This is a genomic window from Aeromonas media (assembly GCF_000819985.1).
Lineage (GTDB): Bacteria > Pseudomonadota > Gammaproteobacteria > Enterobacterales > Aeromonadaceae > Aeromonas > Aeromonas media.
This window is the reverse complement of the sequence record NZ_CDBZ01000086.1, coordinates 14,942-27,916: the sequence shown is the minus strand read 5'-3', so window position 1 is coordinate 27,916 and position 12,975 is coordinate 14,942. Positions and strand designations below refer to the sequence as shown.

Genomic DNA, 12,975 nt, shown 5'->3' with positions numbered 1-12,975 from the left:
AACTTGTGGAAAATCAACTCATTTAATCTGTAGCCTCCCTGCGCTGCGTCAATATGTTCCCCATGCCCGAGATCCTTGCTTGAAAAGCCCCCTGCTCGTCCTTAAACTTCATGGTGGAGAAAAGTGGATCAAAGTGGTTTTTATCGGGCGATTTGCCCCCTTAACTCATTTTCAGGGACTGCAATTTGTTGCGTGGCGCTCACGCCATCAGCCTGGACAGCAAAGGGCGACTGGCGATTCCGACCAAATATCGAGATTGGCTGCGCTCCGAGCGCGACGGCCAGCTGGTCTGCACCATCGACATTGCCCACCCCTGTCTGCTGCTTTACCCCCTGAGTGAATGGGAAGAGATAGAGCGCAAGCTCAAGACACTTTCCAGTACCAACCCGGCTGAACGCCGCCTGCAGCGCATGTTGCTCGGACACGCGACCGAGTGCGAACTGGATGGCAACGGCCGTCTGCTGCTGAGCCAGCCGCTGCGCAACCATGCGGGGCTGGACAAGAAGATCATGCTGGTGGGCCAGCTCAACAAGTTTGAGTTGTGGGATGAAGCCCGCTGGCAACAACAGATCAATGACGACATTCTGGGCCTGCCCGAGGACGATTGGGCAAGTTCACCACGACTACAGGACTTTTCTTTATAAATGACCCAAGCCGCTGAACACATCACAGTGCTGTTGCACGAAGCCGTCGAAGGGCTGGCCATCAAGCCGGACGGTATCTACGTCGACGGTACCTTTGGCCGGGGTGGTCACTCTCGTCTCATTCTCCAGCAACTGGGTCCCAACGGCCGGTTGCTCGCCATCGACCGGGATCCCCAGGCCATTGCCGAGGCGGCCAAGATCCAGGATCCCCGCTTCGAGATCGTGCACGGTCCCTTCTCCGGCATCACCAGCTACCTGAGCGATCGCGGTTTGCTCGGCAAGGTCGACGGCTTCCTGCTGGATCTGGGAGTCTCTTCTCCCCAACTCGACGACGCCGAGCGCGGTTTCAGCTTCATGAAAGACGGCCCCCTCGACATGCGCATGGACCCGACCTCCGGCCAGAGCGCCGCCGAATGGCTGGCTCGCGCCGATGTGGATGACATCGCCTGGGTGCTGAAGACCTTTGGCGAGGAGCGCTTTGCCAAGAAGATTGCCCGTGCCATCGTCCATGATCGGGTGACCGAGCCCTACGTGCGCACCCGTCAGCTGGCCGAGATGATTGCCCGGGTCAATCCGAGCAAGGAGAAGGGCAAACACGCCGCCACTCGCAGCTTCCAGGCCATCCGCATCTACATCAACAGCGAGCTGGACGAGATCGAGACTGCGCTGAACGGTGCGTTGCAGGCGCTGGCGACCGATGGTCGTCTCTCCGTCATCAGCTTCCATTCCCTGGAAGATCGGCTGGTGAAGCACTTCATTCGCAAGCACGAGAAGGGGCCGGAAGTGCCCCATGGCATCCCGTTGACCGAGGCTCAGCTGGCCGGTGGCCGCAAGTTGAAGTCGGTCGGCAAGGCGCTCAAACCTTCCGAACATGAAGTCACCGAAAACAGCCGGTCTCGCAGCTCGGTGCTGCGAGTCGCCCAGCGCCTGGCGGATTGAGTCATGAGTGAGGTACGGATTCATCTGTCCAGGGAGATCATCAGCGATCTCTGGCGCCACAAGTTGCAGGTCGTGTTGACCCTGGCCGTACTGATCACCGCCTTTGCGGTGATCCTGGTGACCAACATGACTCGCGGGTTGACGGCCAAGCAGAATGACCTGATGGCGGAAGAGGACAGGCTCAACATCGAGTGGCGGCACCTGCTGCTGGAGCAGGGTACCTTGGCCGAACACTCCCGGGTGGCGAGTCTGGCCATGGATAAATTGCAGATGGCTCGCCCGTTGGTGACCACCGAAAAGGTAATTACACAACCATGACACGCAAGGCCGCCACCAAGGCTCCGGCAAAGGACAAAGCCAAGGTTAAAGCACCGTCACTCTACCCGTGGCGCTTTCGCACGCTGGTGTTTTTCATCGGCATCGCGTTTGCGGGGCTGATCTTGCGGCTGGCCTGGATCCAGGTGATAGATCCGGACAGACTGCGCCAGGAAGGGGACATGCGCTCCCTGCGTACCACCTCCACCCAGGCGGTGCGCGGCATGATCACCGACCGCAACGGCGAGCAGCTGGCGGTCTCGGTGCCGGTCGAGGCGGTCTGGGCCGATCCCAAGACGGTCCACGAGTCCGGCGCCATCCACAACGAGCGCGCCTGGCTGGCGCTCTCCGCTGTGCTCAAGCTCGACATCAACACCCTCAAGCACCGCATCTCCAACCCCAGCAAACGCTTCGTCTATCTGCAGCGTCAGGTGACCCCTGCCGTGGCGGAATACATCAAGGGCCTCAAGCTGGGTGGTATCTACCTGCGCCCAGAGGCGCGCCGTTTCTACCCGACCGGCGAGATCAGCGCCCATCTGGTGGGGGTGACCAACATCGACGGCAGCGGTATCGAGGGGATAGAGCGCAGCTACAACGAATGGCTGACCGCGACCCCGGGCGAGATGCGGGTGCGCAAGGACAGGCAAGGCCGGGTCATCGAGCGGCTCGGCCTGGTCAAGGAGGGCAAGCACGCCAACGATCTGCAGCTCAGTATCGATCAGCGGGTGCAGGCGCTGGCCTACCGCGCCCTCAAGCGCGCCACCGATGAGAACAAGGCGACCTCCGGCTCCATGGTAATGCTGGACGTCAAGACGGGCGAAGTGCTCGCCATGGTCAACACCCCCTCCTACAACCCGAACAACCGGGGCCAGTACCAGAGCTTCCGGGTGCGCAACCGGGTGGTGACCGACACCTACGAGCCGGGTTCGACCGTCAAGCCCCTGATCCTGCTCAGCGCCCTGCAGGCGGGCGTCACCAGCTGGAAGGACACCATACCCGGTGGTCCCCTGTTTATCGGAGCCAAGCAGATTCGCGATGTGAGCATTCACAAGGCGACCAACCTGTACGACATACTGCGCTACTCCTCCAACATCGGCATGTCGCGGATCGCGCTGCGGATGCCGGCCCAGGAGATGATCAACACCCTCAGCATGGTCGGTTTCGGGATGGATACCGGTAGCGGCCTGATGGGAGAGAGCGGTGGCATGCTGCCCCAGCGCCGCCGTTGGTCCGACATCGAGCGGGCGACCCTGTCGTTCGGCTATGGCCTGCGGGTCACCCCGCTGCAGCTGGCTTCTGCCTATGCCACCCTGGCCAACAAGGGCAAGCGGGTGCCGCTCTCCATCATCAAGGTGACCACGCCGCCCAAGGGTGAGCAGGTCATCGACCACAACAACGCCACCGCCATGCTGCAGGCGCTGGAGTACGTGGTCAGCAATGCCATTCCCAAGGCGCAGATCCCGGGTTATCGGGTCGGTGGCAAGAGTGGGACCGCCAAGGTCGCCGTCGCCGGTGGCTACGGCAAGGATTACATGGCCTGGTTTGCCGGCTTCGCACCGGCCAGCAACCCCCGCTTCGTCATGGTGGTGGTGATCAACGAGCCCAAGGGCGATGCCTATTACGGTGGTGCCGTGGCGACCCCGCCATTCGCCGAGGCCATGGGTGGCGTGCTGCAGCTCTTCAACATTCGCCCCGACGCAATCCCCCCTGAGGTGCCGGCGAAGCTTGCCCGTACGGAGACCGCCAATGGCGCACCTCGTACCTGACAGGCATCCGCGTTTCTCTGTCGACCCCGCGACTGTCGGGGTGTTTTCCATGGCGCCCCGTCCCCTGAGCGTCTGCATTCCTGTCCATTCGGAGGCTTCCCATGTTGCCGACCCGCGCACTTGATCAACTCATGAGCCATTTCGGCATCACTGCCCCGGCGCTTCCCCTCACCGACATCCAGCTCGACAGCCGGCGAGTCGGGCCCGGTTCTCTCTTCGTGGCAATCCGGGGCCACCAGATGGATGGCAGGCGTTTCATCGAACAGGCGGTGGCTCAGGGAGCGACCGCCGTCCTGTTTGAGGAGGATGGGGAATTCGTTGCCCCCGTCACTTCCATCCCCTGTTTCGGGCTCAAGGACCTGCCCGCTCGCCTCTCCGAACTGGCTGGCCATTTCTATGACCATCCGGCGCAGAAGCTGCAGTTGGTGGGCATCACTGGCACCAACGGCAAGAGCACCACGGCCCTGCTGGTCGCCAACTGGCGCACCCTGCTGGGAGGCAAGGCCGGTGTGATGGGTACCATAGGCAACGGCCTGTTTGGCAATCTGATCGAAGCAGAAAACACCACAGGCAGCGCCGTCCAGGTGCAAGCCAATCTGGCGGCGCTGCAACAGCAGGGAGCCGATCTGGTGGCGATGGAGGTCTCCAGCCACGGTCTGGTGCAGCATCGCGTCGCAGCTCTGCCGTTTTCCGCGGCTGTGTTCACCAACCTGAGCCGTGATCACCTGGATTATCACGGCACCATAGGCCTCCATGNNATGGAGGTCTCCAGCCACGGTCTGGTGCAGCATCGCGTCGCAGCTCTGCCGTTTTCCGCGGCTGTGTTCACCAACCTGAGCCGTGATCACCTGGATTATCACGGCACCATGGAGGCCTATGGTGCCGCCAAGGAAGAGTTGCTGAAACTGGTGGACGAGCCCTGCGCCGTCATCAATGCCGACGACCGTCTGGGGCGCCAGTGGCTGGCAGCCTACCCCGGCGCGGTAGCCTTCGGCGTGCATGGCCCGATTGAAAACCATGCCGGGCGACAGTTGACGGCGCAGGACCCCCATTTCCACCAACAAGGATTTGACACGCGCATTAACTCCAGCTGGGGGAATGGTGTATTATCCGCCCCCTTGCTCGGCCGCTTCAACGTCAGCAATGTGCTGGCCGCCATGGGCGCCATGCTGGTACTGGGATATGACTTCGATGCACTGTTGGCCAGCGCCCCGAAACTGCAACCAGTGACCGGTCGCATGGAGTGCTTCGGCGGTGGCAAGGCGCCGCTGGCGGTGGTCGATTATGCCCATACCCCGGATGCGCTGGAGAAGGCATTGCAGGCCCTTCGGGTGCACTGCGAAGGCCGGCTCTGGTGCTTGGTTGGCTGTGGTGGCGACCGGGATCGCGGCAAGCGGCCCATGATGGCCGCCATGGCGGAGCAACATGCGGACTGCGTGATCCTGACCGACGACAATCCCCGTACCGAGGCGCCGGAGCAGATAATGGCGGACATGGTGGCGGGCCTTCGCGATCCCGGTCTGGTGCAGATCGAGCACGACAGGGTCAAGGCAATCCAGCTGGCGCTGAGCCAGGCGAGCAAGCAGGACATCATCCTGGTGGCCGGTAAGGGCCACGAGGATTATCAGATCATTGGAACCGACAAGCGGCACTACAGCGATCGGGAAACCGTCGCGGCCGCGTTGCACACATTAATGGAGTCATTCACATGATGACCCTCAGGCTTGCCGACCTAGCGCAGGTGCTCGATGCCCGTCTGATCGGCGGCGATCACAAGATCACGGCAGTCAGTACCGACACCCGCACTCTGGGCAAGGGGGCGCTGTTCGTCGCGCTGCGTGGCGAGCGTTTCGACGCCCACGATTTTTGCGACCAGGCCGTTCAGGCAGGGGCCTCTGCCCTGCTGGTGGAGCGCGAGCTGCCGCTGGCCATTCCGCAACTGGTGGTGGCCGATACCCTCAAGGGGCTGGGTCGCCTCGGCAAGCTGGTACGCGAGCGGATCAACCCGAAAGTGCTGGCCATCACCGGCAGTTGTGGCAAGACCACGGTGAAGGAGATGGCGACTGCCATCCTGCGCCAGGAAGGGGAGGTGCTGGCCACCGCCGGCAACTTCAACAACGAGGTGGGGGTGCCGCTCACCCTGCTGCGCCTCGAGGCGCAGCACCAGTTTGCGGTGATGGAGCTGGGTGCCAATCACCCCGGCGAGATCGCCTGGACCACGTCGCTGGCCCAACCCGATGCCGCCATCATCAACAACGTGGCCGCCGCCCATCTGGAGGGGTTCGGCTCCCTGGAAGGGGTGTTCCACGCCAAGAGCGAAATTTTTGAGGGTCTGAGCGAGGGTGGCACCGCCATCGTCAATGCCGACAACGAGTTCTGGCCGAAGTGGCAGGCGAAGGGCATTCATTACGCCTTCTCCCTCGAGGATCAGAGCCAGCCGTTCCACGCCCGTGACATCGTACTCAACGGGCATGGCTGCGCCGAATTCGTGATGGTGACCCCTCAGGGGGAATTGACCCTGACCCTGGCCATCCCGGGCCGCCACAACGTGGCCAACGCCCTGGCTGCCGCTGCCGGTACCCTGGCGCTGGGCGCCTCGCTCGCCTCGGTCAAGGCCGGGCTGGAGCAGATGGCACCGGTCAAGGGCCGCTTCTGCGTGCAACGCTGGGGTGGCCTCACCCTGGTGGATGACACCTACAACGCCAGCGTGGAGTCCGTGCTGGCGGGCATCGATGCCCTGACCGCCATGGGTGGCTACAAGGTGCTGGTGTTTGGTGACATGAAGGAGTTGGGGGAGGAGTCCGAGGCCCAGCACGCCCGGGTCGGACACCACGCCCGCGAACAGAGCCTCGACGCCGTGCTGACGGTAGGGGAACAGAGTCGTCACACCGCAGATGCCGCGGCGGGTCGACATTTCGATAACAAGGCGTCGTTGTTTGAAGTGCTTGCGCAAATGATAAATACACATCAAGAAATCTCGATCCTGGTCAAGGGTGCTCGCGGGTCCCGCATGGAAGATATCGTCAAGATGGTCGTTGACCGTCAGGAGTCAGCCACATGCTAGTCTGGCTGGCGGAACTGCTCACCCCGCACTTCACCTTCTTCAACGTCTTCTCCTACCTGACGTTCCGCGCCATCCTGTCGATCATCACCGGTCTGGTGGTGGCGCTCTGGATGGGGCCGCGCCTCATCCGTCGCCTGCAGATCCTGAAATTCGGTCAGGTGATCCGCAACGACGGCCCTGAGTCACACCTCAGCAAGAAGGGCACCCCGACCATGGGGGGGCTGATGATCATTGCGGCCATCTTCATCTCCGTGCTGCTCTGGAGCCGCCTCGACAATCCCTATGTCTGGCTGGTGCTGTTCGTGCTCGGTGCCTACGGCGCCATCGGCTTTGCCGACGACTACCTCAAGGTGGTGCGCAAGAACACCGACGGCCTGATCGCCCGCTGGAAGTACTTCTGGCAATCCGCCGTTGCCCTGGCCGTGGCGGTGTTCCTCTATGCCACCGCGACCCATGACGGCCAGACCCAGCTGGTGGTGCCCTTCCTCAAGGATGTGATGCCGCAGCTTGGCCTGATGTTCATCGTGCTGACCTATTTCGTCATCGTCGGTACCTCCAACGCGGTCAACCTGACCGACGGCCTGGATGGGCTGGCCATCATGCCGACCGTGATGGTGGCGGGGGGCTTCGCCTTTGTCGCCTGGGCCACCGGCAACGTGAACTTCGCGAACTACCTGCACATTCCCTACGTGCCCTACACCTCCGAGCTGGTGATCGTCTGTACCGCCATCGTCGGGGCGGGTCTGGGGTTCCTCTGGTTCAACACCTATCCGGCCCAGGTCTTCATGGGGGACGTCGGCTCCCTGGCGCTGGGCGGCGCGCTCGGCACCATCGCCGTGCTGGTGCGTCAGGAGTTCCTGCTGGTGATCATGGGGGGCGTCTTCGTGATGGAAACCGTCTCGGTGATCCTGCAGGTGGGGTCCTACAAGCTGCGCGGCGTGCGCATCTTCCGCATGGCGCCCATCCATCACCACTATGAGAAGAAGGGCTGGCCGGAGCCGCGCGTCATCGTGCGCTTCTGGATCATCACCCTCATGCTGGTGCTGCTCGGCCTCGCCACCCTGAAGGTGAGGTAAGCCATGGTCATCATCATCGGACTCGGCAAAACCGGACTTTCCTGCGTCGACTACTTCCTCGGTCGTGGTGTCACGCCCCTGGTGATGGATACCCGCGCCAATCCGCCTGGCAAGGAGCAACTTCCCCCCGAGGTGGAGCTCGTTCACGGGCTGGACGGCGATCTGCTCAAGCAGGCGCACATGATAGTGGCTAGTCCGGGTATCGCCCTGGCGACCCCCGAACTGAAAGCCGCAGCGGAGTTCGGGGTGCGCATCGTCGGCGACATCGAACTGTTCGTGCGCGAGACCCAGACCCCCGTCATCGCCATCACCGGCTCCAACGGCAAGAGCACCGTCACCACCCTGGTCGGCGAGATGATCGCCGAGGCCGGCCTCAAGGTGGGCGTGGGTGGCAACATCGGCACCCCGGCGCTCGAGCTGCTCAAGCAGCCCATGGATCTCTGCGTGCTGGAGCTCTCCAGCTTCCAGCTCGAGACCACCTACAGCCTGCGTGCCGCGGCGTCCGTGGTGCTGAACCTCTCCGAGGATCACATGGATCGCTATGAGGGCATGGCGGATTACCGCGCCGCCAAGCAGGAGATCCATCAGCACTCCCAGCACATCCTGGTCAACCGGGACGATCCTCAGACCCTGCCCGACGTGGGTCAGGTGTGGCAGAGCTTCGGGCTCGATTGCAACGGCTATGGTCGCTGCGAGCTGGATGGCCGCCACTGGCTGACCCTGCACGGGGAGCCGCTGCTCGCCGTGGACGAGATGAAGATAGTCGGCGCCCACAATCAGGCCAACGCCCTGGCGGCCATGGCTCTGTGCGATGCGGTCGGCATTCCCCGTGAGCCGCAACTCGCCGTGCTGCGCCGCTTCGAAGGCCTGCCCCACCGTGCCCGCTTCGTGCGGGAGGTAAACGGGGTGCGCTGGATCAACGACTCCAAGGCCACCAATGTGGGGGCCACCCTGGCCGCCGTGGCCGGCGTGCGTGAATCGGTGAAGGGCCGGCTGCTGCTACTGGCTGGCGGCCAGGGCAAGGGCCAGGATTTCGGTCCGGTGCAGGCGCTGCTCGGCAACCAGATCGATCACATGTATTGCTTCGGCCAGGATGCGGACATCCTGCTCGCGCTGGGTGAGCAGACTGAGAAGGTCGCCTCCATCGACGCCGCCGTGGCCAAGGCCGCAGTCGACGCCAGGCCCGGTGACTGGGTGCTGCTGGCGCCGGCCTGTGCCAGCCTGGATCAGTTCACGTCTTTCGAAGCGCGCGGTGATCGTTTCACCGAACTGGTGATGACGCTATGAACGCCCTTCGCGTCGTCGCAGGCTTTTTGCAGCGCTGGCTGTTGCCTGCGCGCCCTGCCGGCCTCTACGACAGGCAGCTGGTGGTGCTGGCGCTGGCGTTGATGTCGGTCGGGTTGGTGATCGTGGCCTCCGCCTCCATCCCCGAAGGGATAGCCCTCGGCGATGACCCCTTCATGTTCGTGAAGCGTCACGGGATGTTTCTGGTGATGGCGCTTGGCATCTCCTGGTTCGTGCTGCAGGTGCCCATGGCGCGCTGGCAGCAGTACAACGGCCCCATGCTGCTGCTGGCCATCGTGCTGCTGGTGATGGTGTTGCTGGTGGGCCGCAGCGTCAACGGTTCGGTGCGTTGGCTGCCGCTTGGCCCCTTCAACCTGCAGCCGGCCGAGTTCGGCAAGCTGGCGCTGTTCGTCTATCTGGCGGGTTATCTGGTGCGCCGTCAGAGTGAGGTGCGCGAGCGCTTCATCGGTTTCATGAAACCCATGGCGGTGCTGTTCGTGGTGGCCATCCTGCTGCTGGCCCAGCCCGACCTCGGCTCCGTGGTGGTGATGTTCGTCACCTCCCTCGGCATGCTGTTCCTGGCGGGGGCCCGCATGGTGCAGTTCATCGGTCTTATCCTGGTGGGGGTGAGCGCCGTGGTGACCCTGATCATCGCCGAGCCCTACCGGATGCGGCGGGTCACCTCTTTCCTGGATCCCTGGGCCGATCCGTTCGGCAGCGGCTACCAGCTGACCCAGTCCCTGATGGCGTTCGGTCGTGGCAGCTGGTTTGGCGAGGGGCTCGGCAATTCCATCCAGAAGATGGAGTACCTGCCGGAGGCCCACACCGACTTCGTGTTTGCCATCCTGGGCGAGGAGCTGGGGTATGTGGGCGTACTGGGTGCGCTCTTCCTCATCTTTGCGCTGGCGGTGAAGGCGCTCAAGCTCGGTCATCAGGCGCTGGTATCAGAGCGCCTGTATGAAGGCTATCTGGCCATCGGCATCGGCATCTGGTTCAGCTTCCAGACCTTCGTCAACGTCGGCGCCGCCAGCGGCATGATGCCGACCAAGGGCCTGACCCTGCCGCTGGTCAGCTACGGCGGCTCCAGTCTCATCATCATGATGGTGGCGGTGAGCATGTTGATTCGTATCGATTTCGAGTTGCGCCAGGCCAGTGCCCAGGCGCGCGTGCGGGAGGTTGCGTGAGCAAAACGTTACTGGTGATGGCGGGCGGTACCGGGGGCCATGTGTTCCCCGGGCTGGCCGTGGCCGATCGCCTCAAGGCACAGGGCTGGACCATTCACTGGCTCGGTACCGCCGACCGGATGGAGGCCGAGCTGGTGCCCGCCCATGGCTACCCCATCTCCTTCATCGACATCCAGGGGGTGCGTGGCAACGGCATCAAGCGGCTGCTGGCGGCGCCCTACCGGATCGTCAAATCAGTGCTGCAGGCCCGCCAGGTGATCAAGACCATCCAGCCCGACGTCGTGCTCGGCATGGGGGGCTTCGCCTCCGGTCCGGGTGGTGTTGCCGCCTGGCTCTCCGGCATTCCGCTGCTGCTGCACGAGCAGAACGCGGCGGCCGGCATGACCAACAAGCTGCTGGCGCGCCTTGCCAAGCGGGTGCTGATGGCCTTCCCCGGCGCCTTCGCCCCCAATGCCCGTACCGCCGTGGTGGGCAATCCGGTGCGCCCCGAAGTGGTGGCCCTGCCGGATCCCCAGTTGCGCAGCAGCAGCGAGCCGCTGCGCCTGCTGATCGTCGGCGGTAGCCTGGGGGCCCGGGTGCTCAACGAACAGGTGCCGCCAGCGGTCGCGGCCGCCGGTGTGCCCATCGCAGTGCGCCACCAGTGCGGCAAGGGCAACCGGGAGGCTGTCGCGCAGGCCTATGCCGTGCAGGGCGTCGAGGCCGAGGTGAGCGAGTTTATCAAGGACATGGCCGATGCCTACGCCTGGGCCGACCTGGTGGTGTGCCGGGCGGGGGCGCTGACCGTCTCCGAAGTGGCTGCCGCTGGTGTGGCCGCCATCTTCGTGCCGCTGCCCCATGCTGTGGATGATCACCAGACCCGCAACGCCCTGACCCTGGTCGATGGCGGGGCTGCGGAGTTCCTGCCCCAATCAGAGCTGACCCCGGCCTCCCTGGCGGCGCGTCTCTCCTGGCTCGCCGGGCGCAGGGAAACCTTGTTGAACATGGCCCAGGCCGCGCGCCGCGTCGCCATCATCGATGCCGCCGAGCGGGTGGCCGATGAGTGCAAGCGGCTCGCCACCGGGCAGAATGAGAAAGCATGTTGAGCAAGATTGCACAGGCCAGGCCGTGCAGTCTTGTCCCCGTATATATTGATGCCGCCGAGCAGGTTGCCGATGTGGGCAAGCGGCTGGCGGCAGACATGAAGAGAGAGCTATGACCAAGGTTGAACTGGCAAAACTGCGTACCGTAATCCCCGAAATGCGCCGCGTGCGTCGCATCCACTTCATCGGCATAGGTGGTGCCGGCATGGGGGGGATCGCCGAGGTGCTTGCCAACGAGGGCTATCAGATTTCCGGCTCCGATCTGTCCCGCAATGCGGTGACCGAACGGCTCGCATCCCTGGGGGCTCATATCTTCGTGGGACACAGTGCCGAGCACGTGAACGAGGCGAGCGTGGTGGTGGTGTCCACCGCCATCAAGCAGGACAACCCCGAGTTGCTGGCCGCCCGCGAGCTGCGCATTCCCGTGGTGCGCCGTGCCGAGATGCTGGCCGAGCTGATGCGCTTCCGCCACGGAGTTGCCGTCGCCGGCACTCACGGCAAGACCACCACTACCAGTCTGGTGGCGAGCATCTATGCCGAAGCCGATCGCGACCCGACCTTCGTCATCGGCGGTCTGCTCAACAGCGCCGGCACCAACGCCCGCCTGGGCAGCAGCCGCTATCTGATCGCCGAAGCGGACGAGAGCGATGCCTCTTTCCTGCATCTGCAACCCATGGTTTCCATCGTGACCAACATCGAAGCGGATCACATGGACACCTATGGCGGCGACTTCTCCAGGCTCAAAGCCACCTTCATCGACTTCCTGCACAACTTGCCGTTCTACGGCCTGGCCGTGGTGTGCGTGGATGATCCCGTGATCCGTGGCATGCTGCCGGAGATCGCCCGTCCGACCCTGACCTACGGCCTCAGTGAGGATGCCGATGTGCAGGTGCTGGACTTCGTGCAGACCAGCAACCGCAGTCGCTTCCGGGTGCGCCGCAAGGATGCCGGCGAGCTGACCGTCACCCTGAATCTGCCGGGCATCCACAATGCGCTCAACGCCGCCGCTGCCATCGCGGTTGCGACCGAAGACGGCATTGGTGACGAGGCCATCATCCAGGCGCTCGCCAAGTTTGAAGGTGTGGGCCGCCGCTTCCAGCAATATGGCGAGTTCGAGACCGGCCGTGGCAAGGCCATGCTGGTGGATGACTACGGTCACCACCCGAGCGAGGTCAAGGTGACCATCAATGCCGCTCGCGCCGGCTGGCCCGAGAAGCGACTGGTCATGGTGTTCCAGCCACACCGTTACAGCCGGACCCGGGATCTCTACGAAGATTTCGCCGACGTGCTCTCCAAGGTGGATGTGCTGGTGATGCTGGAGGTGTATGCCGCCGGTGAAGAGCCTATTCCGGGTGCCGATGGCCGTGCCCTGTGTCGCTCCATCCGCTCTCGCGGCACCCTGGAACCCATCTTTGTCGCAACGCCTGACGATGTGCCGGCGGTGCTGGCCGACCTGATTGGCGAGGGGGATCTGGTGCTGACTCAGGGCGCCGGTAACGTCGGGGCACTGGCCCGCCGTCTCGGTGAGATGAAATTGAGCGTAGATAGCATGAAATCCGGTGCCTGAGGGCCCAATGAGTATTTTGACCGCCAAGCCGGGGCCTATATAATGGCGAACCGGTCT

11 protein-coding genes and 1 pseudogene are annotated in these 12,975 nt (G+C 63.6%); all 12 read left to right on the top strand.

The window, feature by feature from the left end:
- Positions 1 to 185 precede the first annotated feature (185 nt).
- Complete coding sequence (gene mraZ, locus BN1127_RS07520) at positions 186 to 644, top strand: division/cell wall cluster transcriptional repressor MraZ (protein ID WP_042649041.1); 459 nt, start codon at positions 186 to 188, stop codon at positions 642 to 644.
- Positions 645 to 1,583 carry a 16S rRNA (cytosine(1402)-N(4))-methyltransferase RsmH gene (gene rsmH / locus BN1127_RS07515; RefSeq protein ID WP_042649040.1) on the top strand — a complete coding sequence of 313 codons (939 nt, stop codon included), beginning with the start codon at positions 645 to 647 and terminating at the stop codon, positions 1,581 to 1,583.
- Between the two features lie 3 nt (positions 1,584 to 1,586).
- The gene (gene ftsL, locus BN1127_RS07510; protein ID WP_005332094.1) at positions 1,587 to 1,901 is read left to right on the top strand and encodes a cell division protein FtsL; all 315 of its coding nucleotides are present in this window, start codon (positions 1,587 to 1,589) and stop codon (positions 1,899 to 1,901) included.
- The gene (locus tag BN1127_RS07505; RefSeq protein ID WP_042649039.1) at positions 1,898 to 3,664 is read left to right on the top strand and encodes a penicillin-binding transpeptidase domain-containing protein; all 1,767 of its coding nucleotides are present in this window, start codon (positions 1,898 to 1,900) and stop codon (positions 3,662 to 3,664) included. The genes ftsL and BN1127_RS07505 overlap by 4 nt, the downstream gene beginning before the upstream one ends.
- A gap of 101 nt (positions 3,665 to 3,765) precedes the next feature.
- A pseudogene (locus BN1127_RS23130) lies at positions 3,766 to 3,963 on the top strand (Mur ligase domain-containing protein); the annotation flags it as partial.
- 126 nt (positions 3,964 to 4,089) lie between these two features.
- Positions 4,090 to 5,376 (top strand): Mur ligase family protein, encoded by a 1,287-nt coding sequence (locus BN1127_RS23065; RefSeq protein WP_414730587.1) that lies wholly within the window; start codon positions 4,090 to 4,092, stop codon positions 5,374 to 5,376.
- Positions 5,373 to 6,728, top strand: coding sequence for a UDP-N-acetylmuramoyl-tripeptide--D-alanyl-D-alanine ligase (gene murF, locus BN1127_RS07495; protein ID WP_042649037.1), 1,356 nt, complete (start codon positions 5,373 to 5,375; stop codon positions 6,726 to 6,728). Before BN1127_RS23065 ends, murF begins: the two co-directional genes overlap by 4 nt.
- Positions 6,722 to 7,804, top strand: a complete 1,083-nt coding sequence (gene mraY, locus BN1127_RS07490; RefSeq protein ID WP_005332102.1) for a phospho-N-acetylmuramoyl-pentapeptide-transferase — start codon at positions 6,722 to 6,724, stop codon at positions 7,802 to 7,804. Before murF ends, mraY begins: the two co-directional genes overlap by 7 nt.
- Positions 7,805 to 7,807: 3 nt before the next feature.
- Positions 7,808 to 9,091, top strand: a complete 1,284-nt coding sequence (gene murD, locus BN1127_RS07485; RefSeq protein ID WP_042649036.1) for a UDP-N-acetylmuramoyl-L-alanine--D-glutamate ligase — start codon at positions 7,808 to 7,810, stop codon at positions 9,089 to 9,091.
- On the top strand, positions 9,088 to 10,272 hold the full coding sequence (ftsW, locus tag BN1127_RS07480; protein ID WP_042649035.1) for a cell division protein FtsW: 1,185 nt from the start codon (positions 9,088 to 9,090) through the stop codon (positions 10,270 to 10,272). The genes murD and ftsW overlap by 4 nt, the downstream gene beginning before the upstream one ends.
- Positions 10,269 to 11,354 (top strand): undecaprenyldiphospho-muramoylpentapeptide beta-N-acetylglucosaminyltransferase, encoded by a 1,086-nt coding sequence (gene murG / locus BN1127_RS07475; RefSeq protein ID WP_042649034.1) that lies wholly within the window; start codon positions 10,269 to 10,271, stop codon positions 11,352 to 11,354. Before ftsW ends, murG begins: the two co-directional genes overlap by 4 nt.
- Before the next feature lie 109 nt (positions 11,355 to 11,463).
- Positions 11,464 to 12,918, top strand: a complete 1,455-nt coding sequence (gene murC, locus BN1127_RS07470) for a UDP-N-acetylmuramate--L-alanine ligase (RefSeq protein ID WP_041204901.1) — start codon at positions 11,464 to 11,466, stop codon at positions 12,916 to 12,918.
- Positions 12,919 to 12,975: the final 57 nt, after the last annotated feature.

Bases quoted from the DNA above. Each gene is read 5' to 3' on its own strand.
- rsmH (WP_042649040.1), top strand. From the start codon at position 645: ATGACCCAAGCCGCTGAACACATCACAGTGCTGTTGCACGAAGCCGTC.
- ftsL (WP_005332094.1), top strand. From the start codon at position 1,587: ATGAGTGAGGTACGGATTCATCTGTCCAGGGAGATCATCAGCGATCTC.
- BN1127_RS07505 (WP_042649039.1), top strand. From the start codon at position 1,898: ATGACACGCAAGGCCGCCACCAAGGCTCCGGCAAAGGACAAAGCCAAG.
- murF (WP_042649037.1), top strand. From the start codon at position 5,373: ATGATGACCCTCAGGCTTGCCGACCTAGCGCAGGTGCTCGATGCCCGT.
- mraY (WP_005332102.1), top strand. From the start codon at position 6,722: ATGCTAGTCTGGCTGGCGGAACTGCTCACCCCGCACTTCACCTTCTTC.
- murD (WP_042649036.1), top strand. From the start codon at position 7,808: ATGGTCATCATCATCGGACTCGGCAAAACCGGACTTTCCTGCGTCGAC.
- ftsW (WP_042649035.1), top strand. From the start codon at position 9,088: ATGAACGCCCTTCGCGTCGTCGCAGGCTTTTTGCAGCGCTGGCTGTTG.
- murC (WP_041204901.1), top strand. From the start codon at position 11,464: ATGACCAAGGTTGAACTGGCAAAACTGCGTACCGTAATCCCCGAAATG.